Raw genomic sequence first — 25,129 nt, 5'->3', positions numbered from 1 at the left:
TATCTCCTTTAATTTTTAAACTTAAAGTCATCAAACAAATGATTAACTGGATCATAAGAAAAATGTATTGTTACTTTTCTACCAGAATCTGTTCTATATACAACTTCCCATTTTTCCCAGTTTTTCCAACGTTCATCTCCTAACTCATCTATAACTCTTCTGACTGAATTTCCTTCTCCTGGATTAAATGGATTTTTCTTTGTATTATCCATCGCAATTTCTTCAACTATATCCTGTGGTTTTGTCCTACCAGTAGATCCTCTCCCTTCTATTTCTACATAATCGTTGTTTATGGATTCCTTCCGATCATTTTTTGCCTTTTGATCTACAGATGATCCACCACCATTCGCAATCGCAGATTGAGTGATGCCTAAGGCATCCGTAACCTCCGAACTGATTGACGTTACGCCTTCCAGTGCGATTGAGTATCCGATTATACGGCCACCCTCTAATGCCAGACTTCCATTTGGCTGGACATTCCCTCCTGGCGTATTCGTAACATTTGCATTTCCCTGCGCTCCGAAGGCTCCTGCCATCGTGATCGCTGATAATGCGACCTTCTTCAGATCCTCTTCGCCTTTTTCTTTATCTCCGCTCTTGTATTCGTAGATTCCATACACCGTTGCTCCGCCATAGGCTGCTGCCGCAGTGTTTCCCAATAATGCAGCTAACGCTGGCAGAGTTCCAAACGAGGCCGCTGTTAGGTACAGTACCGCTGCTCCGCTGCCGATTATCACAAGATTTTCTACTGGATGATCTATGAAGCTTTGAATTGTATTCTGGGTCACTCTCTTTACGGCGTCTCCGACTTCCCCGGCTTTTTCACCAACCCACTTCAGTCCTTTTTCAATTTCGCCCTTCGCTTCATTACACCAGCCGCTGACACGATTCGCTAATGATCCTATCTTGTCTGTTACATCCTTGAAATCGATACCTTTATATCCAGATAAGATGGCTTCTACTTCCCGTTTCTTTTCAATTTGCTTAGTAAACGCTTCAGTTGCTCTCCTCAACCCTTCATTCAGATCCGCAAATTTACTTGTCGTCTGTTTCTTCAGTTCTTCCTCTGCCTTTTTTGCTGCCGCTTCCTGTGCTGCTCTCAATATAGCTAGAGCTGCGTCATTTGCTGCATTAACATAATTGTTGGGCGTACTTCCATTATTACTACTTCCACCTCCGGAAGAAGGTCGACTCGGTTCATCATATTGATAAGTAATCGCTTTATCATATTGCTTATAGATCGGTGGGGTCGTTCGATAGCCTGTGGGATTCGTATTATTTCTTTGCGGTGTACTTTGTTTTGGCGGATTGAATGTGTTCTTCACCGTATTGACGACGTTATTCACTGTTTTCTTCACTGTATTGACAACGTTGTTTACAGTCTTCTTCACTGTGTTCACAACTTTGTTTACCGTGTTTTTTACCGCTCCCCACAGACTCCACTTTCCGGTTGGGTCAAAGTACTTGTTCGGGTTGTTTCTGCCATAGTTATACCGGTTCTGACTTAACGGATCCTGCCAGTTGCCGCGATAGCCGTCCGCACTGATAAACAGTTCGGTTACCGTGTCATAATACCGTGCCCGCAGATACTGAGTCTCATCGCTGTTGTGTGCTTCCGAACGATATCCGTATTCATCACTGCCGCTGGTGAATGGATTGTACTTCTTATCCCTTCTTCCATAATCGCTGTAGCTGTACGTCGATAAGATACTGTTGTATCCGCTTAACAAGATTGTAACGCTTCCTTGTCCGTCGTACAAATAGAAATCTTCGTTCGTACACAATCTTTCATTGCCATACCAGTACTTCGTTGCGGCCTTGTCCTGCGTCTTCACTAACACTACCGGATACTCCGCTAATTCGTCGTTCAGGTAATCAATCGTCGTTGTATTGCCCGTCACAGCCCGGGTTTGGACTTTATTCTCTGTCTGGTGCGTTTCCAGTGCTTCTGACGGGGTTTGCTTCAGCTGTTGGATAAATGTGTCAATGCTGTCAGAAAGTGCCGCTGGCGAGGTCTTAGCGACGGTATTCGTACGGTCTGCGGTCTGACGAATCCGGTTCCCCGCTCCATCATACGCATACGTTGTTACAGTTCCGTCAAAATCCTTCACACTGACCAGCTGGTTCAGCTTGTTGTATGTGTATTCCTTCACCGTGTTGTCGTCGCGGCCTTCCCGGATCCGGTTGCCATTGGCGTCATAAGCATAGGTAATATGATAAGTGCCATCATAATACGTCTTGATCCGGTTGAAGTCGTCATAAGTTGCCCGGTAGGTCACCTGTCCTTCCGTGACTTCCGTCTTGTTGCCGGTCAGCGTGATCACATACTCGGTCGTTGTGGTGCTGCTTCCCTGCTTCTTCACCGTTTTGATCAGCTCGTCGTTTTCATTGTAGCTGTAATCCTTGACCGTTGTCGTTCCATTCAGGATCTCTGTTTCCTGAATGACGCTGTTGATGTCGTTGTAGACGTACGTATAAGAACTCAGAGTCCGTGTGCCCAGCTTGGTCAGTTGGGTCAACAGGTTGCCGTTGTTGTCATAGCTCTTGGTGATGACGACGTTGTTGCACATCCACTCCTTGGTCATCCGTCCCAGCGCGTCATATTCATAGTTAGAATAATGTGAAGCGTTGACGGTTTTGGTCATTCTGCCGGACAGATCGTATTGATAGGTGATCGACGTATTATCCGGATAGACAATCTTGGTACGGTTGCCATAGGCGTCATATTCATACTTGATCGTTTTGGCGTCCCGGACAACCTGTGTGGTGTTGCCTGCCGCGTCATAGGTATATTCGGTCTTGCCCTGATCATCGTTCATCGTGATAACCCGGTTGAGCGCGTCATAGGTAAATGCGGCATCCGGCTTGGAAAGCAGATTCTGATTAGCGTCGTAAGTATAGGTAATGACCGTTCCGTCTTTCTGCTTCAAGGTTAACAGATTTCCGTTTTTATCATACGTATATTCTTCCGACTTCTTATCTTCATCCGTCGCTTTGATCAGTTCGCCAGAAGTATTGTAGACGTACAGCACTTCCGTCTGATCATAATACCGCCGCGTGACCTTGCCCATCTTGTTCAACGTATAATTGATCTTAAAGCCGCGGGCGTCCTGAACGGAAGTCATGTTTCCTGCCGCATCGTAAGTATAGGTAACGATATGCTTCAGCGGATCTTTTTCCTGAATCAGGTTGTAGACTTCATCGTAAACCTTTTCATAACGCTTGCCGTTGGCGTCCACCGCTGCAATTTCATAACCGGCGGCATTGTATTCCACCGTTTGAACATGATCCAGCGCGTCAATCGTCTTAATCCGGCGCTGGTTCAGATCATATTCGTACCGGGTTGTGCTGCCCGTCGGATCGGTTTCGCTGAGCACCTGATTAAAGGCGTCATACGTCCAGCGCGTTGTCTTCGCGTTATTGACCTTTTCGCTCAGGACGTTGTCAGCCGCGTCATAGGTATAGACCGTCGTAATCCCGGCTTCATCCGTCTTGCTCAGCATCCGGTCTTCTTCGTCGTAGGTGTAGGTCTGCGTCTGGTTCAGCGCGTTCTTCTGCAGGATGACGCGGCCGGTCTTATCATACTGCCAGCTCGTCTTGTTGCGCAGCGCGTCATAGAATTCAATCTTATTGCCGATCGCGTCGTAAACGTTTTCTTCAATCAGAACATCATCCTGCCACGTTTTCAGCAGCTGATTGTAAGCATTATACGAATATTTCCAAACCGAGCCGTTGGTCTTCGTTTCACTGACCTTTTGATTTTTGGCGTTGTAGGTGAACGTTTCCACGCCGCCGTCCGGATAGGTCGTTTTCCTGACATTGCCGAAAAGATCGTATTCATAAGCTGTGACGCCGCCGATTTTCGATGTTTCCTTCACACATTGATTCAGCGCGTTGTACTGCCGCTGGATCGTATTTCCTTTGGCGTCTTTGCTGAGGGTCAGATTATCATGCTCGTCATAAGTATATTCCGTCGCGTAGCCCATCGGATCAACCGTCTTGGAAACCAGACCTGCCGGGTTATAAACCGTCTGCGTGACGCCGCCCAGTCCGTCGGTTTCCTTGATCAGCCGGCCGTCAGCGTCGTAGGCCCATTGCCGGATCGTCTGGTTATCGACCTTTTCCGTAATTTTCTGATTTACCGCATCGTAAACGGACTGTGTCGTATGGCCGTTGGCGGTCGTTGACAACAGATTGCCTTCTCCGTCATAAGTTGTTGCGGTTACATTGCCGTTGCGGTCGGTCAGCTGGGTGACATGACCGCGCAGATCATAAACGTAGAGAATTTCTGCGCCGTTGATCGTCTCGCTTGTCAGGCGGTTCAGTGCGTCATAGGCAAATACTTTGGTATTTTTCAGACTGTCTGTCTGACTCAGGCAGTTGCCGTTGGCGTCATAAGTATAATCCGTCGTTATCCCGTGACCCGTTTTCTGAAGAATCCGGCCGTCGGCGTTGATTTTATAGGTTGTCGTACTGCCGTAAGCGTCCGTTTCCGAAATCACCTGATCGTAGGTGTCATAGGTATAAGTGTGATTGATTTCGCCGTTCACTTTCACCTGCGTCAAACGATGCCGCTCATCCAGCACATTTTCCGTGACCAGACCGGTCGGCTCGGTCGTTTTGATCAGCTGGTCGTAAGCGTCGTAAACAAACGTCGTCGTTAAGCCCTGGACGGTCTGAGACGTCAGATTTCCAAACTGATCGTAGACATAGCTTTCAACGACCTTGCCATTGCGCGTCTTCTGCGTCAAACGGCCGTGGATATCATACTGGAAACCGGTTTTATTGCCAAGCGGCGTTGTCGTTAAGATTGTGCGGCCGCGGCTGTCGACAGTGGTCGTCGTCCGATTGTTCAAAGCATCCTTTTGTTCGATCAGCTGTTGATTGCCATTGTAAACGAAAGTTGTCGTCTGGCCGTTGGTATCTGTGGCGCTGAGGATATTGCCTTCGTGATCATAGCTCCAACGACGAACCTTCTTATCCGCGCTGGTTTCACTGATAACCCGGCCCAGAGCGTCATACGCGTAAATCGTTTCCTGCCCCAGGGCATCGGTCATTTTTGTTTTTAAGCCCTTGGAATACGTATACGTCGTCGTATGGCCTAGCGGATCCTTCACGCTGATCAGATGGCCCATGCCATCATAGCCCTTTTCCGTAACCTTGACCTGATTGTCGCTGGTCAGCGTCTGTTTGATTTCATGACCGAGCGCGTCATATTCATAGATGATTTTCTGCCGCGAGGTTGTCTGACTGGTCCGTTGTCCCTTCGCGTCATAGGCATACGTGGTCACGTTGCCGGCTTTGTCAGTCGTCGTCAGAACCCGGCCCAGGACATCATAAGTGGATGTGGTTTCCAGACCGTCGAAGTCCTTTGTTTTTACAATGTTGCCCAGCGCGTCATAAGTGAAGGTTTTCGTCTGATCGTGTGCATTGGTTTCCGTTGCGACGCCGTACTGATTGTACGTATAGGTACTCGTCAGTCCGTTGGCCGTCTGGGAAACTGTGCGGCCGCGGCTGTCCACCGTGCGGGTCGTCTCCGCACCGTCCGGATAAGTCGTCTTGATCAGATTCTGGTTTGAATCATAAGTATAAGTTGTGACGTTACCCAGCGGATCGGTCATTTTTACGACGTTGCCGTACAGATCATATTCGTAGACTGTGACGTTGCCGTTAAAATTGCTTTCCGACAGCTTGTTACCCGCGGCGTCATAGGTAAACGATTTTGTGCCGCCGTCCGGATTGATGATCTGCACGATTTCATTACGTGCGTTCAGCACATGCGTCGTTTTCCGGTTATCCTGATCTGTCGCGGTCAACAGATATCCGGCCGCATTATACGTATAAGTATAAAATGTACCATCCGGATAGGTGACCTTGCTTACCCGGCCCTGTTCGTTATATTCATAAGTCGTCGTATGCTTGAGCGGATCGGTTTCGCTGATCATCTGGTTGAGTTCGTTATAAGCGTAGGTTGTGGTCTGCCCCAACGCATCGGTATGACTGGTCTTGTTGCTGCGGGCATCATAGGTCCAGGCTTCGCTCTGTCCGGCAGTATTCGACTTTGTCAGCAGGTTGTTATTCGCGTCATACGTCCGGGTTTCCTTAAAACCATCGCTGCGCGCCGCTGTCAGCTGATTGCCGTTCTGGTCGTAAGTATAGCTCCAGCGAATGCCGTTTTCCAGTGTTTCTTCGGTTAACAAACCATTCACAAAGGTCTTTAATACCTGGCGGTTATCCGCGTATTCCACCTTGGTGGTCTGACCCTTGGCGTCAAACCAGGTGGTTTCCACATTACCTTTGGCATCCGTGGTTTTCGTGCGGCCTTCCAGATATTCCAGCGTCATGACATTGCCTTCGCCGTCAACCTGCTTGGTTACGCGGTGATTGGCGTCATACGTATTGGTGATGACCAGCGCTTCGTTCTGATTCTTCCACGAGGTCATGTTATGATCGGCGTCATAGGCATACTCGATCACCGCGCCGGTCTGATCGGTAAAAGAGATCAGATTCAGATTCGTGTCGTAGCCATAGCTGACCTTATCCTTTTCTCCCAGCCGGATCTCGTCAACCAGATTCTCGGCATTGTAATGGAAGGTTATCGTTTTGCCGTCTTTTAATGTAATCGTATCCGGCAAGCCCTGTTTGTAGGTATAGGTTGTTTCGCGGCCCTGCTTGTCCAGGTTCTTCGTCACAAATCCCTGTTCATTGTAAACCCAGGTCGTGTCTTGATTTTTCAAAACGAAATGATCGGTATCCCATGTCAGCTTAAAGACCGTCGTCAGGTTATTGACAAACGTGCCGTCGCTCTGCTTGGCAAAATAATACTTGGTACCGTCTTCTAAAATGACTGTGGCGCCTTGATCATCACTGGAAATCCGGGAAAGTCCGCTGAACGCCCAGCCCATGCCGAAAATACCGAAGACGCCGGCCGCGCTGCTGTTGTAGGCCCGGGAGAAAGTAAAGCTTTCCTCCAGGACGTTCATTGCGAAATCCTGACTTTCCAGAATGAAGTTGCCGGTGTTCAGGTTGATCGGCTCAAAACCGAATTCGCACTGCACATCCCGTCCGCGCAGCGCCGCGTCCACCTGCTTTTTCTGATCTGTCGATAAATCCTCTTCCACATAATCAACGTCTTTGTTTTTCTGCGGTTCGCGGATAAACAGGATATTGCCCTGGGTGACCAGCTCATCCTGCAGATTGTTATCCTGCATCAGTGTTTCCTTGGTGATGCCGTAGAATGAGGCGATCGAACTGACTAAATCAAACCCCTTGACCTCATAGGTTCTGAAATAGGTTTCTTTCACCGTGCTTTTCTGCGTTCCCTTCACCGACTGGAACTGCACGGTATATAATTTTCCCGGCTCAAAGCTGTCAAAGAACTTCCCGGTTTGGTAATTGCTGACCTTCGTTTCGTTGTAGCTCTGAGCTTTTTCAATTTCCGGATATTCCGGGTAACGGTAAAAGTTATCCACCGCTTCCATCGTTTCGGTGAATTTCACAGTTTCCCCGTCTTTGATCGTGACGGTTGTCTGGGCATGGTAAGGCGCGGTTCCGTCGAAACCCACGGCAACCAGATACGCCAGACCTTCTTTGAAATCGTACTTGACGAAAGGCCGGACATTCCAGGTAAACTGGTTGACGTCGGTCATGGTGATGTCCGGACTGTCATAGTATTCCGCTTCGACATACGGCGTGTTTTCTCCGGTACCGGTGATGTAATAGTATTCCGACGCATACATTTCCAGATAACTGGAATCCGGATCCTTCAGCGTCAGCAGCACGCCGTTATTCGGCTTGTTGTTTTCCGCGACATCCTTGACATACGGCGTAATATCCAGCGTATGCAGCCAGAAGCCTTCCCAGGTCCAGTCGCTGGTAAAGCAGTCGTAATTGGTCGGCATGTTCAGATATGTCGCTTTTGTAATATCGTAAGTACCCGGAATGCTGCAGGCGAGCAACTCATTCGTCGTGCCCGGTTTGGTTTTTCCCTGAATGATGTTCAACGTCGCTTTTTTGATGTATTTGCCTTTGAGCACTTCGTTCATCCGGTCATCGTTAATCTTATAGAAGCTGAAAGCATGGGAATAACGCGGATGATTGCCGATAAACAGGAATGCGTCGTCGTAGTTTTTCAACACCCAGTTATCGGCTTCCATATTCGGATTGCCGAGCGTCTTGGTCGGTCGGCTTTGCGATACGCTGACGTCCGTGCCGTTGTGCGCATAGCCGAAATAGTTGGGGTCGATGACGACCGGATAGACGCGGTCGTCGCTCATCAGCCAGCTCTCATCTACGCTGTATTCGATCTGATCGCCATTCAGCGCGACGCGGACTTCCGTTTCGTTGTCGGCGGCGTCTTTGGCTTTCGGCGCGCGGATCAGTAAGGCAAGCTGCCCGTTTTGATCCACGACGATTACCCCGTGTTCGTCGCCCGGTCGGACGGCGCCGTTTTCCACCGTGATCCGACTGGTAAAAGAAGCGGTCTGCGGCTTTTCATACAGAACAAGCTCCTCCTCGACCCAGGCCGGCATCACCGTATACCGCAGATTGATCTGATGCTCCATCGGATAGATCAGCTGGGCGCCCTCTGCGCTTGGTTCACCGATTTGCTTCAGCTGCGGAATCACGGTGACGCGGACATCGTCTTTTTCCAAGACAACGCCGGTTTGAGAATCCGCTGGATAATAGCTGCGGACAACGTTCGCCGTGTTCTGCACGAAAACATCGCGGCCTTCCTCTGAAAGCAGATTGACCGCCGGCGTCAGCTGGGTATCAATCGGGGCAAAGCCGTCTTCCGTTTTATAATTGCGAATGACGCCCATCACCATTTTCTTCAGATTCTGGTCTTCCTTGTTGGTATAAATAACGGTTCTTTCATCCACAATTTCCGGATCCGCAAAATCCTCTGGCTGCGGATCGGCGGGATTGGTTTCCGTCTGCGTAAATTCCAGCGGCGCGGCGCTGGCAGAGGGCGTGACCGTCGGTGCGGCAGACGGCGTGACGGCAGGCGTCATCGTCGGCTGCGGCGTCATCGTCGGAACGACCGTGGGTTCCGCAGTTGGCTCCGGAGCCGGTTCAACGGTAGGCTGAACCGTCGGCTCAGCTGTGATTTCCGGCGTCGGCTCCGGTTCGGCCGTAACTTGCGGACTTGACGAAGGCTGCGGTTCTCCATCCAGCGTCGTTTCCGGTTGGGATGGCTGTTCTTCCGACTCCTCATTGTTGACCGGATCATTCTCCGTGATATCCACATTGTAATACGGACCTGTCTGGTTGTACTTTTCAACAATTCGCCGCTCATTCACCGCCCGGATGCTGTCGGTATTCTGCACCAGCATACAAAAGCTGAACAAGCAGATCATGAGTTTCTTAATTCCACCGCTTAACGATTTCATTGACTTTTTCCCCATTCTTTCTTGCTTCGGACTTTAAGTTTTCCAATTCTTCAATCGCTTTCTCTGATTCCTGATTCTTCAAAGCTTCCGCGATAACACAAACCCTTTCACCCATCGTTTCATAGGCCTGCGCTAACGCCGCGACCTCTTCGTCGCTTCCGTTATACGATTCCTGGATCCGGCTCCACTGCCCGCCCAGGTCGCCGAGCTGCTGCAGCCATGCGGAAGATTGAGGCTGGCCGTTTTCAAATAAAGACGCGAGCTCTGCCTGTCCCCGCTGCAGCGTTTGCAAAAACTGCTGCTCCGCGCTCTTCTGCGCTTGAGGCTGACAGCCGCCCAGCAGACCGAGAATCAAAATCAGAATGAATATTCGTTTTCCCTGCATAAAGACCTCCTGAAGTGCATACTAAAAACGCCTATGAGCTATCATAGGCAAAAGGAGAAATGAATTATCTTATCGTCAACGCTCAGTCAACCTTCCTTCATCACGTCGGCGAACATTTCCCTGTTCTTTTCCCCCTGATGTTGTAAACTGCCAAGTCAGTCTTCTTCCGGCTGATACCAGCCCCATTGTGAAATCGTCAAACGGCTGAGCGCGCCGACAGCCAGCACAAGCGCCGCTGCCATTTTCCAGAAACGCTGCTTCATTCCCCTTTCCCCCTTTCTTCGACATTGATAATTTCATTATAGGGAATTTTTTAAAAATGTCTGCCGTTTGGGAGCCAATAGGCTGTTTTTGGGAGCGAATAGACAGTTCAGGCAGCCAATCGCTTTCTTTACTGATAATTTATAAAAAAAACAGCTTCCTGAAAACGAATCTTTTCAAGAAGCTGTCCGCTGAGCCAAGGCTAACGAAACCGCGGTGGCCGTCAGGGAACAGGCCAGAATCCGGCCCGGTCCCTGGTTAATCATTCCCATTTCAAAAAGAGAAAGCAGTGCTAAGGCAGTGGATAGAATCCGGCTGATATTTCGGGCGCGGCGGCGATCTTGTTCGGTTTTACGCCGCTTATACCGCATATCCGGAGCCCAGCGCCAAATGGCAAGTACGGCCAGACCTTCAAGCAGCCCGTAGAAAACAGGGGTTGTAAAATAAGCGCAGAGGGCAAGACTGCCAAAACAAAGGATGTTGGTCAGGATTACACATTGGTGAAATTGACGCAAATGAATTCCGCCGGTGAACGAGCGGACACCCACTAAGCTCAGCATAAAGAGAAGCATCGGTCCGAAGACATGGAACAGGGCTGCGATCAGACTCATGCAAAGAACTAATATCATCTGAATCAGCAAATTCTCGATTCCAAATCGCAGTTCGTTCTCATTAACCGGTTCGGTTAAATGAGCGTTCAGCCGGCGGGCTAACCGCAAAGAACAGTTACGCATGATTTTCCTCCTTCGGCAATAAAATCCGGACCTCAAAACGATCTCCATTCTGATGAAGATCAAGTTCGCCCCGGGCTTGATTTACAATCGAGCGAATACTTTGAATACCATACCCGTGTTCTTTAAAGTCCGGTTTCGAGCTTCGATTCAGATTGACTCGCCGGCCGGGCATGACTGAATTGATCAAGGTCAGATAAATTACAGAATCATCTTCCTTCAAATAGAACTCAATCTCCTTTTGTGGTGATTGCCTGGCTGCCTCCACAGCGTTGCTAAGCAGATTGGAGATTAAAAGACAAGTGCTCCATTCTTCTAACGGCCATTGGATATGACCCGTTTCCAAATGAAACTGAACTTCTGGTTCGTTTTCCATCGTCCGGTTCAAAAGACTGTCGATAATCGGATCTCCAGTATGCTCCTTCTTCGAAATTGTCTCGACGACTTTCATGGTACTTCTGACATAAGCGAGCGCTTCCAGATTCCGCTGCTCTTTTAAATAATATTCAAGCATTCCTAACAGATGCTTCAGATCATGCCGTTGTTTCCGGAATTTTTCCTGATTTTCAAGCGTTTCCGCAAGCCAGTTTTCCTTCAGGGTATTGCAGTTATGCTCGAGCTCAAGCCGTTTCTTACTTTCAGCGACGCGATAATACTGCTGGAACATCCATGTCATCAAAACGAAACAGCCGAATAAGACCGCGCTGATCAACAAGGATAGAATACGGATGCGGTCATCGCTGAAGATGCCGCAGATCTGATAATTGATATAAACACAGAGGAATAACAGAAACGCGCAACATCTGAAACTCCAGTCAAAACCTTCGTCCTGCGGCAATTCCGGCTTTCGCTTCATAAACAAAATGGGAATCAGAACCGCGAACTTATTAAAGTAGCCGCCAAGCGTCCGCAGCCAGCTTTCCTGCATCAGCTCCGCTGCGGAAACCTTCGCTGTCAAGGTCAAAAACTGAATAGAGACGGCAGACAGAATTCCTTCAACGATGTAAAACACCAAAATAATCGCAATGAGCGTTCTTGTTTTGCCGGGAAAAAAGAAGCGGATCATCACCATCATATTCATAAGCATAAACGGAATCAACAGCGCCGGATCCACCGTCCAGAACTCCATCGAATATTCGATAAGCGCAAATCCCAGAATGGACAGTACAACGACAAACCCCTGCCTGCGCAGAACAAAAAACTTCTGAACGAGCAGCGTCACGCTGATCATTTCCAGCAGACAGAAACTGAATTCAATGGCGGCGCGAATCATGTTCTCACCTTAAAGTCAGAGAAACGCCGGAGTACCTCTGACTTCTGATACTTACTGGCAAGCAGCGGCCGGTTTAATCCGCAGAGATAAACGGAATTATCTCTAATCTTTTCCACATTCATCAAATTAACTACTTCAGAGCGATTAATCTGGACCAAAATTTCATCCATGGCCAGGGCTTTCACAGCTTCGTTTAAAACGCGGCCTTTCAATTTTACCATTGTTCCACTTTTCAAATAGAGCGTGATGCTTCGATTGAAACAACTGAGATAAAGAATCTGATCCTGCCTGATCATGAGCCGGCCCATTTCAGTTTCAACGCTGACCTGATAATAAGCCGCTTCTTCACGAATTTTCTCAATAAGTCTTGGTAATTGAGTTTTCAGCTTTGATTTTATCAGAAATCCGACGATATGCGAGCCAAAGGCTTCAGCCATGTACTGTTCCTCAGCCGTAACATAAACAATTATCGGCGGCTGAGATAATTCCCGGCAGACTTTGGCGACGAAGAAACCATTCACATTTGGCATTTCAATATCTAAAAATAAAACATCTGGAGAATCCTGATTAAGCTTGGCGAGAAACTGTTGAGGATCGTTGGATGTTTTAATTTCGGTGAATACCATCGTTTTCTCAAGCTCATGGGCCATGACTTCCAGAAATTCCAGATCGTCGTCGACTATCGCTGCTTTGATCACGTTTTTATCTCCTTCTCTTTCAAGTTATCTTATAATTCTATTTATAACATAAATTTTAAAAGACTACAAAAAAAAGCTGAACCTCCAAATATAAAATTCGAGAGTCCAGCATTATTCAAACACTAATATTTTATTCTTCCACACTCATCAACAAGGAAGACTCCACATTCAGTTCGCTGTCGCCGCGCACACCGATATAAGCTTTACCCGGCTGAATCGCCGTCACGACACCCTGCTCATCCACGACCGCCACGCTCTCGTCGCTGGAAAACCAATGCAGCGGGACATCATCCGCGGATTCCGGCACAACTTCGCAGGTGACACGGGTCGTTTCTCCCGGCTTCAGTCCGCTCTTTTCCGCGCTGAGAAACAAGTTCTGAACCGGCGTCACTTCCCGGATCTGCACGTCATCCAGCCACAGTGTGCCTTCAGCGCCGCCCAGCTTAAAGCCCAGCTCCAGCGTCGAGGCAGAATACGCCGTAACAAAATCATAGCGGTAAACCGCCCAGTCTTCGCTCATGCACAGATTATCGTTCAGCTGGACCTGATGCGTCGGGATGATCTCGCCCGCCGCCGTTTTCTGCGTCATTTCCAGACCGAAGCTGTCGCTGTTCAAGCCGGCTGCTTTATGATGGAAAACCAGTTGATAGGTGGTATTCGGCTTTAATTCCAGCTCTGTGCTGAGCACCACGGCGGCAGAAGCGTCGGTTCCCGCTGCTCTCAGCGCCAGCGACTGACTGCCTTCTGTCTGAGTCTGCGTATCGACCGCAGCTGTCAGCGCCGCAGAACCCGGCTGATCTTCCTTCAGACGCCATCCTGACGGCAACACATCGCCGGCTTCCTCAAAGCTGCCGTTCGCCAACAAATCAGCGGGATCCGCCGATCTTCGGACCGGATCGCCAAAGATCTCAATTTCCGTGATTTCATAACCTTGATCCGCAGCCTGCTTGCCTGACAAGTCCAGGCGCACAAACTTCACTTCCTGCTTTTCAGCGGAAATCGCATCGCTGTCCGTCACTTTTTCAACGGCAGCGATTGGTTCAAAGGTTTCCCCATCGACCGATCCGGACACCGCATAGTCTCCCGCACGGACCGCGCCCCACAGAACGTTGATTTGTTCCACGGTGATCACCTCGTTCAGCTCAATCGTAATCGTCTGCGCCTCCGCAACGTCAGAAACCCACGGCGTCTTTCTGTCATAATCGACTAAAAGATACGGTGAACATTCTTCGTTGACAGAAGAAACCACGACGCTCTGACCTAAGGCCCGGTTGCCCGAATTGGCCGTGCCTTCCACTTCGCCTAACAATTCAAATTCAGCGTAAAACAAATCATGATCGGACAATTCACTCTCCACCCGCTGGATATCCGTAATCCGCATATTCTTCGTGCACAATACATTGTCGATTGTCAGCACCTGCATCGACGGATCGTCGCCTTCGCGGTAGGTATCGTACCACATTCCGTTATACCCGTTGGCAAGATTGAAATTATCCAGAAACATCGAATATTCGTAAGCGTGCTGATCGGTATTAAAATCCGCGGTGATGATTTTATATTCTATCGGATCCGCATTCACCCGCTCGATCACCTGCGCGATCTGACGGCGACGCAAATCCAGGTTTTCCCAGCTTAAATGGGTGTTGTATAAGGCGATCTGAACGCCGTCCTTATCAATGACGACGCGCTCCAGCGTCTTGGTCGCCCGGCTGCCGGTGCTTTCTAACGGGATCGAGCTGACGGCCTGCGGTTCATAGCGGGAAAGAATGCCGACCCCGAATGCGCCGTTAGCGAAATCGCGGCCTTTGGCAAAATGAGCATAGGGATAATCCTCATTTACAAAGCTCTGGACCATATCCACCGGATTGCGGTCGTTGAGCACGTCAACTTCCTGAATGCCGACGGCGTCCAGATGATGCCGGGCAAAGAGTTCAGCCATCGCCTGGGTATCGGGATGATTCTTCGCGGCGATATTCCACGTCCCAATGCGCAGCGTAACCGGGTTAGAGCTTCCTGATGAAGTCTGTGAGGAAGCGCTGCAGCCGGTGACCGGCAGCATCAGCAGCAGTAAGCCCAGCGTGAATTTCATTATTTTTTTCATGGTATCCTCCTGTTGTTAACGAATGCGAGCAGGTTGACGTCTGCCCTTAAATATAGTGTACTCATCTTCGCCGCTGTTGTCTATTCATGATTCTTATGGATAAGTAAGATTTCGTTATTCATAAATTCGTCTTATGGTATAATAAGATCAGAATCGAGGGGATAGCATGCTGGATTATCGCTTAAAAACCTTTCTGCTTCTCAGCAAGACGCTGAATTACACGAAAACAGCCCAGCAGCTGCACATGAGCCAGCCGGCTGTGTCGCAGCATATCCGCTACCTGGAGCAAACCTACAACATCAAGCTGTTTGAATATTATAATCGGCGGCTGCAGCTGACGGAAATGGGGCAGCGGTTTTATCAGCAGGTTTTAGCGTTGGAGGTGCAAAGTCAGGACATCATCGAACGGCTGCGGCAGGAACAGGAGCACCGGCGTCTGCTTCGGTTTGACTGCACCTTCACCTTCGGCGAGTACATCATGCCGCCGTTAGTCTGCCGTTGGATGAGGGAGAATCCCAATACCGAGCTGTGCATGCGAATCTCAGGGACGACGGCCTGTCTGGAAGCGCTCGATCAGGGCGAGATCGATTTCGCGTTAGTCGAGGGCTTCTTCGACAAAGCGGTGTATGAAAGCCGGCTGATCAAGATGACGCACATGGGGCTGGTTGTCCCGGTCGGCCATCCGCTGACGCAGAAGAAAGACGTCATGCTGAACGACCTGATCGATTATCCGTTAGTTGTGCGGCAGAAGGAATCGCGGATGCGCGGAATCCTGCCGACCGGTCTGGCAGAACACAATCTTTCTTACGAAAGCTTCGCCGGTTTAGTGCAGTGCGGAAGCATGAACGTCATGAAGACATTGATCAAAAACGGCTGCGGCATCGGTTTTTTGCACGCGGATATCATCCATCCGGAACTGCTTGAGGGCACGTTAGTTGAAATCCCGGTGAATGATTTTGTCCTGAAGCGGGAACTGAATATGGTTTATCTGCCGCATCATGCCGATCCGGGCATGCTCGATCAGATTTATCAGGATCTGGCGGAGCATCTCAAACAGCTGGGTACTCATTAAAGCAATTCTTCCGGCTAATCTTGGAATGAAGAAGAGATGACAAACAGAGATTTCGCATAAAAATAAAGCAGGATCCGACATAAATTGCAGGAGTGATAAAAGCAGGAATATTGTTTATGAAAGTATTGCCTGCTTTTTTGCATTTCTGCGAAGAGTTATTCTTTTTGAAAAACAGAAATTTAAGAAAAAAACGAAAGAAAGAGATTACGAAGCGTATTTCATCTTCTCGGCTATCCCTCATTATTCCGTTGAAATCTTTTCCATCAACTTCTATTCGATCCTCTCAATCCGACTGCTTTTCATCTCTGGCATCTCCTTATAGACCTGATTTGGATTACAGGCGTAACAGAAGATGCTCAGCTTGCTGTAGAGCTGCGAAAAAGCAGCGTAAAGAGGTGGTTTAAGTTCAGCAATGCTGTATCGAAATTCCTTGTCACTCCTGGATGCATGATCATTTCATTCTACGAGAATTAAGGGCAAGATTATGCCTTCAGGCTGTCCTGAATTTTTCAATAAGACCCTTTTAATTCCGCAGTTCACTCATGGAAATATACTATATTTTTGAACGGATTGAGGCTACAATTCTTACATTTTTAAAGATATGAAAAAAGACAGTTGTATCAATTTACAACTGTCTTTGTGATTGTTCAGGGGACTCTTTCGGTAGTCTCTAGTAGCCTCTTTTCATTTTTTAAACTGGAAAAGAGGTTATCTTTTAAATAAGATTTAATTTCTCAGGCTTCGACGATCAGCCACAGAAATTCGTAAGCCTTCAGGTCCAAGCTCTCCTGACTGCCGCGGATTCTTCGGCCCGTCAGCAATTCCCGCGCCTGTTCCTCCTTATTAAATAAGGAAGTAAGCGCACAGTATTGCGGCGATTCTGTAAAGTTGAATAAAAACAACAGCCGACGCTGTTCAGCGGCACGAACGAACGCCAACACTGCGTCGTTGCCAACATTCCCAATCTGTTCCCGACCTTCATTCCAATCCGGGTCCGCCGCCCGGACTTGCAGCATGGCTTTCAGGCTTTGGAAAATCCGGTATTCCACAGTCAGCGGCTGATAACGCCGCCGGGCTTTGTCTTCCACATAAACCGGTCTTTGCAGCCAGCGGCGGTCGCCTTCCTTTTCCGGATCCAGTCGGAAACTGGCGTCGTTGAGCGCGCCAAGTTCATCCCCATCCTGAAGCAGCGGCATCCCCCGCAAAGCCAGGTTCAGTCCCAGCAGCAGTAAAATCCGCCGACAGCTGTTTTCCAACTCATAAGGCTCATGTCCGTCCAAAGCCCGGCCGCAGCCAGCCCAGCTGGCCAGCGTTCCATAACACCGTCCGCTTTCCCGATCGCTTTCCCCTTCGGCAAAACTGCCCAGCGCCTGTCCTGTATAAAAATCCCTCAGAAACTGCCGGTGACAGTCCGGATCCCAGCCCCGCATCCGCGCCGCTTCCTCATTAAAATTCCAAACTACCCCCTGATCTTCGCCCACCGGATGAACCGCGATCGCTGACGAATTCAAGGCGTGGAAAACAAGATCGCCCTGCAGCATTTTCGTATCGCGCGTCGCCAGAGAATTCCAACCGTTGATCATCAATCCCTGATCGACGATAGCGGTTCCCGCCGGCGTCCGTTGGGAAAGAATCTGTAAATCCTTCGCCCCCGCTTCACTGTGACCCATGACCAGAACATCCGGACACACCAGTTTTCCGGCCGCCGCGAAGAGCGCAAACAAATCCGGAACCTGCGGATACAAGCGCTGAGCTTTGCATTCCTTCCACATTGAATCCAGTTGTTTCAGCTCAATCACATCCGCCCCGAAACTGACAAGTTCACAGAAACGTTCCAACATGCCCGCAAGCACCTGCGGATTCTTGTAGTCGAGCAGCCAGCCGCCGGTTTGCGGATGACGATATACATATTGTCCAATCTCATCCAGCCGCAAAAAGTCGCCGTTTTCTTTTTCTTTAGAAAACGGACTGAACAGCGCCGCCAGCTTCGGATCGGAAATCATCCAGTACCGCTGCTGCATCACACTGTCGCCGCGGATTGCCTGAAGCGCCCACGGATCCTCTGCCGGGGTGCTGGCGACGTCGAAATCCAGCCCGACCGCCAGCCCTTCCTCATGCCACAGATCGATCCTCTGCCGAAGTGTTTGCCGCAGGGATTCCGTGTGAGGAAAAGGCACGTCGCCGAACAACACCCAGCCGACGCCCAGCTCCTTCAGCTCCTGCGCCCGCGCATGAACCTGCGCCGGGGTCTGTACATCTGAATAAATAAGCCGCATCCCTGCCGGCGCCTGTTTAATCCACGGCATTGGCCGATTGGTTCTCTGTAAATTTAAAGTTCGCTTCTGTGCTTGTTCATCCAACAGCGCCAGCAGCGCGTCAAAGTCTTCTTCCCGGACGTGAAACGGCTGATAGACGCGGAAGTAAGCCGTCTCCATGCCCGCTTTCAAAGGTTGAAGCCGCCGTAAAAATTCATCCGCTTCCATTGTCAGCGCTCCGGATGTTGATCGAGCAGAGCCTGCGCTTCTTCCGTCGTGACTAACGAGGGCATTCCGCCTTTTCGGGTCACCGACAACGCGCCGGCCGCATTCGCTAACCGCAGCATCTGATAAACATCATCGCCATTGAGCTGTTCCAATGTTTTCCCTGATTTTAAGAAACTGGCCAGGAAACAGCCTAAGAATCCATCGCCAGCCCCGGTCGTATCCACGACGGAGACCGGGAAGGTCGGGGCGTTAATGTAATAGCCGTGGATCAGCGCATGACTGCCTTTTTCTCCTTCGGTGATTAAAATCAGCGGCGTTTTGTATTTCTTCGCGAGCTGCCGCGCGCCTTCTTCCAACGTTTCGCAGCCCGTCAAAAAAATTAATTCGTCTTCCGCAACCTTGAGGATATCGCAGAACTGCAGCCCATGCCGGATCTCATGCCGGGCTTCTTCCTCACTGTTCCACAGCGGCATCCGCAGATTCGGGTCGAACGACAAAATCTTGCCTTTCTGCTGGGCATATTTGACTAATTCGAACGTTGTGATCCGCGCCGGGTTATGCGTCATCGACACGGAACCATAATGAAACAGATCGCACTCGTCGATCGCGCGCAGATTTACTGCCTGACTTTCGATCATTGTGTCCGCGCCAGGATTGCGGTAAAAGCAGAACGACCGTTCCCCCTTCTCGTCTAACTGCACAAACGCCAACGTCGTCTTATAACGGGAATTGACAACCATGTATTCCGTATTGACGCCTTGATTGCGCAGCTTTTCCTGTAAAAACTGACCGAAGATATCGTCGCCGACCTCGCCCACAAAGCAAGCTTGCACGCCGTGCTTCACCGCCGCTGCCGCCAAGTTCGCCGGCGCGCCGCCGGGATTGCGTTCAAATATGATATTTCCGTTTTCGCTGACGCCTACCGGAGTAAAATCGATCAATGTTTCGCCAAATGAACATATTTTCATCTTAAGTGCCTCCTGCCCAAGATCATGAGTCCTTCTTATCTTATTCTAACACGAACCCAACTTTTCCCAAACACTAATCGCAAGCGTTTTCATTCACTTTTTCAAAATTAAAACAGGAATTTCGCTTCTTCAAACAAAAAGAAAAGGATTCCTGATAAGAAATCTCTTTTCTGATTGAGTGTCTTACGACGCGGAGCCTTTGATCACCTCATCGCCGACCCCGATTCGGATTTTATCCCTCCGCTGCAGCTGATCGTCATTCAGCATCAAGACGAAACAAACTTTTGTCCGGGTCTGAGGCTCTAATGTTTTGCTTTGTAAAAAATCATTTCCTTCCGGAATCATAATCCAGCCATATACAAATTCGGAATTTTCCTGCCACAGTATCCCCAGGCGTTCCTCCGCCTTGACCGTTTCAGAGCCATGATTTTCAAACAGTCCCTCAGCCACATAAAGCTGCATACCCGGATCCGCCTTCATGTAGGTATAATCGCCGGTGGTATTCGGCGGGTCCAGACGGGTTACTGTGCTGATTTTCTCGATCGTCAGACGATCTTGCGCTGTTTCAATCACATCGCCTTCCTGATAGACCGGATAAGCGTCCAAGTCATCACCCACCGTATAATCCATCCCGAAGCAATGGCCGTTCACCGCCAACTTCAGCCTTCCTGAAGAAGCTGCGTCAGCATCGAGTTTAATGAGCAGACGCAAGATTTTTTCTGTTCCCGGATCGAATGAGTCATAGACTTCCAGCTCCGTTTCCCCTTCCTCAGCAAACAGATCATAGCCGCCGATTTCAACTTCCTCGTTATGATAAATCAAACTGAACAACAGAAGATGAAGATCATAGTCTTCTCCATTTTTGACCTTAAGCCGTAAACTGATTCCTTGTTCCCCATCTTCCAGACTCATACCGGAATCGCTGCGATACATCAGTACCGAATTTACCGTCTTAATTTCTTCCACCGTCAGCTCTGCCTTTCCCGCCAGGAAGGACTCGCCGATTTTCAATTCAGCATCCTCCGATAAAACAGAATCGTTGGGCTGCGGTATTTGAAATTGGATTTCTTTCTGCGCTTCCTTTTGATCCTTGTACGCTAATCCCATCAGCACGGGGTCGCTTGCTTTCGTGATCAAAATCCAACCCCGGCTGCTTTCCTGGCGGGCCATTGGCTTTATTCCCTGAAACCAGTTTCCCGGATAGATGGCCCAAGACTCGTAAATGGGTTCGTCCTCTGTTTCCTCTGTCTGAAAAGAAGCTTCCCATACCTGGGTCAGATCTAAAACCTCCCGGCCTTCCAGCTGATTCATCGTGACTTCCATCTCGACTGCGCCGACCACCGCTTCTTCCACATACAGGTCGTAATTGCGCAGCTGCTGCACCTGATCCGCATTGAGATAACCTGTCAGCTTCACGCTCGCTTCATACCTCGTTCCATCGCTCAGTTTCCCTGCGATCACCGCCGCTTCCCCCGGCCTGGTTGGTTCTGCCTTCTGACTGCATCCGCTCACTAGGGATAATGCCAGCAGCGCGGCTAAAATTGTTCGTAAACCCTTCATGATTTTCCCTCCCTGGTTTTCTTCTTTAACTTCATTATACCATCCCCAGATTTTTTGGGAACGGGCGAAATGCGCGAAGTCACAGAATACATAAAATCAGGATAACCAAGCCAGAAGTAAAGATTATTCGAACAAATAGAAGCGTGCCAGCGGAATTGAAAATCAACGTCGAAGCCACAAAAAAACAAGCGCTCTCCGACTTTCGGAAAACGCCTGCTTGTTTTACTGAATCTGACTTTTCAGGTAACTGAAGATGAAGCCGTCCAGATCGCCGTCCATGACGTTCTGCACGCTGCCCATTTCATAGCCTGTGCGATGATCCTTGACCATCGTGTATGGACAGAAGACATACGAGCGGATCTGCGATCCCCATTCGATGTTTTTCTGTTCGCCGCGGATCGCTGCCAGCTTGGCTTCCTGTTCCTCGATCATGCGCTGATACAGTTTTGATTTCAACATGTTCATGCAGCGCTCGCGGTTCTGGATCTGGCTGCGCTCAGTCTGACAGGAAACAACGATGCCGGTCGGCTTATGCGTCATCCGCACGGCGCTGTCGGTCTTGTTGATATGCTGGCCGCCGGCGCCGCTGGCCCGCATCGTGACGACGTCGAGATCTTTCTCATCAATCGTGATTTCAATTTCGTCGGAGAACTGCGGCATGACGTCCAGCGAGGCAAATGAGGTATGCCGGCGTCCGGAGGAATCAAACGGGGAAATCCGCACCAGCCGGTGCACGCCCTTCTCCGCCTTCAGATAGCCATACGCCATATCGCCTTCGATCAGGATACTGGCGGACTTGATGCCTGCTTCATCGCCTTCCTGATAGTCCAGCACGGTGACCTTGTAGCCCTTCCGTTCCGCCCAGCGGCAGTACATCCGGTAAAGCATGCTCGCCCAGTCCTGACTTTCCGTTCCGCCAGCGCCCGGATGCAGCTCCAGGATCGCGTTGTTTTTGTCATACGGATGGGAAAGCAGCACCATCACCTCGAAATCCTCGAATTGATTGAGCGTGTCCTGATATTCCATGTCCAGCAGCTCTTTCAATTCCTCGTCGAAATTCTGGTTCAGCTCGTCGACAGTTTCCTGCAGCGAAGCCAGCGCCTGTTCCATCTGATGGTACTTCGCTTCCAGCTCTTTCATTCCGTTGCACTGGCGGATCACATTCTGGGCTGCTTTCGGATCATCCCAGAAATGCTCCTCGTTCATCTTCGCTTCCAGTTCTTCAATTTGTTTTTGCTTCGCAGCCAGGTCAAAGAGAGTCGCCTAACTGCTTTAACTTCGTTACCGAAGCGGTTAGGCCTTGACGGATCTCATACAATTCCATAGTTATTTCTTTCGCTCCTCTATTACAATTCTGACATTCAGGCAGAAGGTGACAACCTCCTGCGCAATCCGTGCCATCATGTCCTCAAACAGCTGATAGCCTTCGGAGACATACGCCTGCAGCGGATTGGACTGCGCGTACGAACGCAGATGAATCCCGTCGCGCAGCTTGCTCATAGTGTCGATGTGATCGACCCAGTTGCGGTCGATAACCTTCAGCACCATCGTCTTTTCAATCGGCAGCACATGCACCTTGATCGGCTCAATCTTGCTTTCATACACATCCCAGGCCGCCTTGCAGCACAGCTCGCTGATCTCCGGAATGCTCTTGCCTTCCAGGTCGGTTTCCGTCAGGCTTTCATGGAAGCCCATCTTGCCTAACGATTCCAGCAGCTCCGCTGTGTTGACCTTTTCTTCCTTGCCGTCATGCTCGGTATGCGCCGAAACCAGATTGCTGACGACGCGGTCGAACATATCCTTGACGATGCTGTGAACGTCTTCGTGATCCAGGATGAAGTTGCGCTGTTCATAGATAATCTCGCGCTGCTGACGCAGGACGTCGTCGTATTCCAGCAGTGTTTTACGAACGTCGAAGTTCACGCCTTCGACCCGCTTCTGCGCGCTGCCGATGGATTTCGTTACAACCTTGGATTCAATCGGAACGTCGCCCAGCTGCGAAAACAGGCTTTCCATTTTTTCCGAACCGAACCGCACCATCAGGTCGTCCTGTACGGAGACATAGAACCGGGAATAGCCCGGATCACCCTGACGGCCCGAACGGCCGCGCAGCTGATTATCAATACGGCGGGATTCATGCCGTTCTGAACCGATGACGGCCAGACCGCCCAGTTCGCGGACGCCCTCGCCCAGCTTGATATCGGTACCACGGCCGGCCATGTTGGTCGCGATCGTCACCGAACCCTTCTGCCCTGCCTTTTTGATAATCTCCGCTTCACGCGCATGATTCTTCGCGTTTAAGACTTCATGCGGGATCTTTTTATCTTTCAGCATCTTTGAGATAAATTCGCTGGTTTCAACGGCGATCGTGCCGACCAATACCGGCTGGCCCTTTTCATGGCATTCCCTGACCTCGTTGACCAGCGCCTCAAACTTGGCTTTCTTCGTGCCGAAGATCGCGTCCGGATAATCGATTCGGGCAACCGGGCGATTGGTCGGGATTTCCATGACACGCATGTTGTAGATGCTTAAGAATTCTTCTTCCTCGGTCTTGGCCGTACCGGTCATGCCGGCCAGCTTGTTGTAAAGGCGGAAGAAGTTCTGGTAGGTGATCGTCGCCAGCGTCGTCGTTTCCTGTTTGATCGACACGCCTTCTTTGGCTTCAATCGCCTGATGCAGACCGTCGGAATACGCGCGGCCCTTCATCAGACGGCCGGTGAACTGGTCGACGATGACGATCTCGTCGTTGTCCACGACGTACTCGACATCCTTCATCATGATGTAGTTGGCTTTTAACGCCTGCGAAATATGATGCACCAGCTGGGTGTGATCCAGCTCGTACAGGTTCTTGACACGGAAAGCTTTCTCCGCCTTGGTCACGCCGGAATCAGTCAGCTGAACCGTCTTGCTTTTGACGTCGATCTCATAGTCTTCGTCCGCCTTCAGCGATTTGACGAAGCGGTCTGCTTGCAGATACAGGTTGGCCGTCTGCTTCTGGCCACCGGAGATGATCAACGGCGTCCGTGATTCATCGACCAGAATCGAGTCGACTTCATCGACCAGCGCGAAATTCAGCGGACGCAGGACGCGGTCCTCAACGCGGGTGACCATGTTATCGCGCAGATAGTCGAATCCGACTTCCGCGTTGGTCGTGTAGGTGATATCGCAGTTATACGCCGCGCGCTTCTGCGCCGGGGTGAGCTGACGCAGGTTCAGGCCGACCGTCAGGCCCAGGAAGCGGTGAATCTGCCCCATCCAGTCGGCGTCGCGGCCGGCCAGGTATTCGTTGACGGTGACGACGTGCACGCCGCGGCCGTCCAGCGCGTTCAGATAGACCGGCAATACGGAGGTTAACGTTTTTCCTTCGCCGGTTTTCATCTCCGCGATATCGCCGCCGTGCAGAACGATGCCGCCCATCAGCTGAACGAGATACGGATATTCGCCGATCACCCGCTTCGCCGCTTCGCGCACAACCGCGAACGCTTCCGGCAATAAGTCGTCCAGCGTTTCGCCGTTCTTCAAGCGAGCCTGAAATTCCGGGGTCTTGGCTTTCAGTTCCTCGTCGCTCAAGCCTGCCATCTGGGAAGCCAGCGCATCGACTTCGTGAGCGCGTTTCTCGATTTCTTTCAATCGTTTTTTATCGTAATTAAATAGTTTGTCCAAAAAAGTTGCCATTGTGGTCCCTCCATCGCTCCTATTGTATCGTAATTGAGCGAAAAACACAAAGAAAAAGGCCGTCAAACCCGGCCTTTGATCGCTGTTTTACAGTTTTTTGACGTTGTGGGCCTGATAGCCCCGGTCGCCTTCGACCAGATCGAATTCCACCTCGGCGTTTTCCTCGATCGTCTTGAAGCCGTCCATCACCAGTTGGGAATAATGGAAAAAAACATCGCGGCCATCGCTGAGCTTGATGAAGCCGTAACCTTTTTCCTTATTGAACATCTTTACTTTACCTTGCATCTGCCTTAAACCTAACCCTTTCTTCTTTATTTATCCGCGGCGGTCTTCTCCGCCATGTCGCTTCGACGGGAACCGGGATCGCTGCCCGTCGTTTTGATGCTTTTCTGCTTCACCCCTTCGTTCGCTGAACCCGGGGAATTCCGCTTCGACTGATCCTGATTTTCGCTTGTTTCCGCCGCTAGAATTCCGCCGCTCCCGTCTACTTTGAGTATAGAGAGGATCGGCCGCAAACTCAAATCTTTTCC

Annotated in this window: 14 protein-coding genes; 1 reads left to right on the top strand and 13 read right to left on the bottom strand. The window is 50.1% G+C overall.

Annotation, left to right across the window (positions count from 1 at the left end):
- Nucleotides 1-8 precede the first annotated feature (8 nt).
- The 6 genes from BQ7364_RS15635 to BQ7364_RS15610 form a co-directional block, all read right to left on the bottom strand.
- Entirely contained in the window at nucleotides 9-9,392 is a 9,384-nt protein-coding gene (locus BQ7364_RS15635) for a DUF6531 domain-containing protein (RefSeq protein ID WP_072685611.1), read from the bottom strand.
- A complete protein-coding gene (locus BQ7364_RS15630) occupies nucleotides 9,367-9,777 on the bottom strand; it encodes a hypothetical protein (protein ID WP_072685610.1) in 411 nt (136 codons plus the stop codon). Before BQ7364_RS15630 ends, BQ7364_RS15635 begins: the two co-directional genes overlap by 26 nt.
- A gap of 437 nt (nucleotides 9,778-10,214) precedes the next feature.
- Nucleotides 10,215-10,772 carry an accessory gene regulator B family protein gene (locus BQ7364_RS15625; protein WP_072685609.1) on the bottom strand — a complete coding sequence of 186 codons (558 nt, stop codon included), beginning with the start codon at nucleotides 10,770-10,772 and terminating at the stop codon, nucleotides 10,215-10,217.
- Nucleotides 10,765-12,042: a sensor histidine kinase gene (locus BQ7364_RS15620; protein ID WP_072685608.1), complete on the bottom strand. Its 1,278-nt coding sequence runs from the start codon at nucleotides 12,040-12,042 to the stop codon at nucleotides 10,765-10,767. Before BQ7364_RS15620 ends, BQ7364_RS15625 begins: the two co-directional genes overlap by 8 nt.
- On the bottom strand, nucleotides 12,039-12,740 hold the full coding sequence (locus BQ7364_RS15615; protein WP_072685607.1) for a LytR/AlgR family response regulator transcription factor: 702 nt from the start codon (nucleotides 12,738-12,740) through the stop codon (nucleotides 12,039-12,041). The genes BQ7364_RS15620 and BQ7364_RS15615 overlap by 4 nt, the downstream gene beginning before the upstream one ends.
- Before the next feature lie 130 nt (nucleotides 12,741-12,870).
- On the bottom strand, nucleotides 12,871-14,841 hold the full coding sequence (locus BQ7364_RS15610; RefSeq protein ID WP_072685606.1) for an endonuclease/exonuclease/phosphatase family protein: 1,971 nt from the start codon (nucleotides 14,839-14,841) through the stop codon (nucleotides 12,871-12,873).
- A 166-nt stretch (nucleotides 14,842-15,007) separates the two neighbouring features.
- On the opposite strand from BQ7364_RS15610, the gene BQ7364_RS15605 reads away from it, so the two are divergent.
- The gene (locus BQ7364_RS15605) at nucleotides 15,008-15,913 is read left to right on the top strand and encodes a LysR family transcriptional regulator (RefSeq protein ID WP_072685605.1); all 906 of its coding nucleotides are present in this window, start codon (nucleotides 15,008-15,010) and stop codon (nucleotides 15,911-15,913) included.
- Nucleotides 15,914-16,647: 734 nt separating this feature from the next.
- Here BQ7364_RS15605 and BQ7364_RS15600 read toward each other — a convergent pair.
- From BQ7364_RS15600 to BQ7364_RS15570, 7 genes are all read right to left on the bottom strand, one after another.
- Nucleotides 16,648-18,396, bottom strand: coding sequence for an alpha-glucosidase C-terminal domain-containing protein (locus tag BQ7364_RS15600; protein ID WP_072685604.1), 1,749 nt, complete (start codon nucleotides 18,394-18,396; stop codon nucleotides 16,648-16,650).
- Between the two features lie 2 nt (nucleotides 18,397-18,398).
- The gene (locus tag BQ7364_RS15595; RefSeq protein WP_072685603.1) at nucleotides 18,399-19,364 is read right to left on the bottom strand and encodes a carbohydrate kinase family protein; all 966 of its coding nucleotides are present in this window, start codon (nucleotides 19,362-19,364) and stop codon (nucleotides 18,399-18,401) included.
- Nucleotides 19,365-19,547: 183 nt separating this feature from the next.
- Nucleotides 19,548-20,924, bottom strand: coding sequence for a hypothetical protein (locus BQ7364_RS15590; RefSeq protein WP_072685602.1), 1,377 nt, complete (start codon nucleotides 20,922-20,924; stop codon nucleotides 19,548-19,550).
- A gap of 222 nt (nucleotides 20,925-21,146) precedes the next feature.
- Nucleotides 21,147-22,248 (bottom strand): peptide chain release factor 2 gene (gene prfB / locus BQ7364_RS15585; protein WP_139248660.1). Its coding sequence is split into 2 segments (ribosomal slippage): nucleotides 21,147-22,175 and nucleotides 22,177-22,248, totalling 1,101 coding nucleotides; the frame shifts between segments, so codons are not numbered across the junction.
- 2 nt (nucleotides 22,249-22,250) lie between these two features.
- The gene (gene secA, locus BQ7364_RS15580) at nucleotides 22,251-24,599 is read right to left on the bottom strand and encodes a preprotein translocase subunit SecA (protein ID WP_072685600.1); all 2,349 of its coding nucleotides are present in this window, start codon (nucleotides 24,597-24,599) and stop codon (nucleotides 22,251-22,253) included.
- Nucleotides 24,600-24,686: 87 nt separating this feature from the next.
- Nucleotides 24,687-24,884 (bottom strand): cold-shock protein, encoded by a 198-nt coding sequence (locus BQ7364_RS15575; RefSeq protein ID WP_072685599.1) that lies wholly within the window; start codon nucleotides 24,882-24,884, stop codon nucleotides 24,687-24,689.
- A gap of 26 nt (nucleotides 24,885-24,910) precedes the next feature.
- Nucleotides 24,911-25,120 carry a hypothetical protein gene (locus tag BQ7364_RS15570; protein ID WP_139248659.1) on the bottom strand — a complete coding sequence of 70 codons (210 nt, stop codon included), beginning with the start codon at nucleotides 25,118-25,120 and terminating at the stop codon, nucleotides 24,911-24,913.
- Nucleotides 25,121-25,129 lie beyond the last annotated feature (9 nt).

Source organism: Holdemania sp. Marseille-P2844 (assembly GCF_900120005.1).
Taxonomy (GTDB): Bacteria; Bacillota_I; Bacilli_A; order Erysipelotrichales; family Erysipelotrichaceae; genus Holdemania.
Note: the sequence above shows the minus strand (reverse complement) of the source record. Positions and strands in the feature narration are given on the sequence as shown.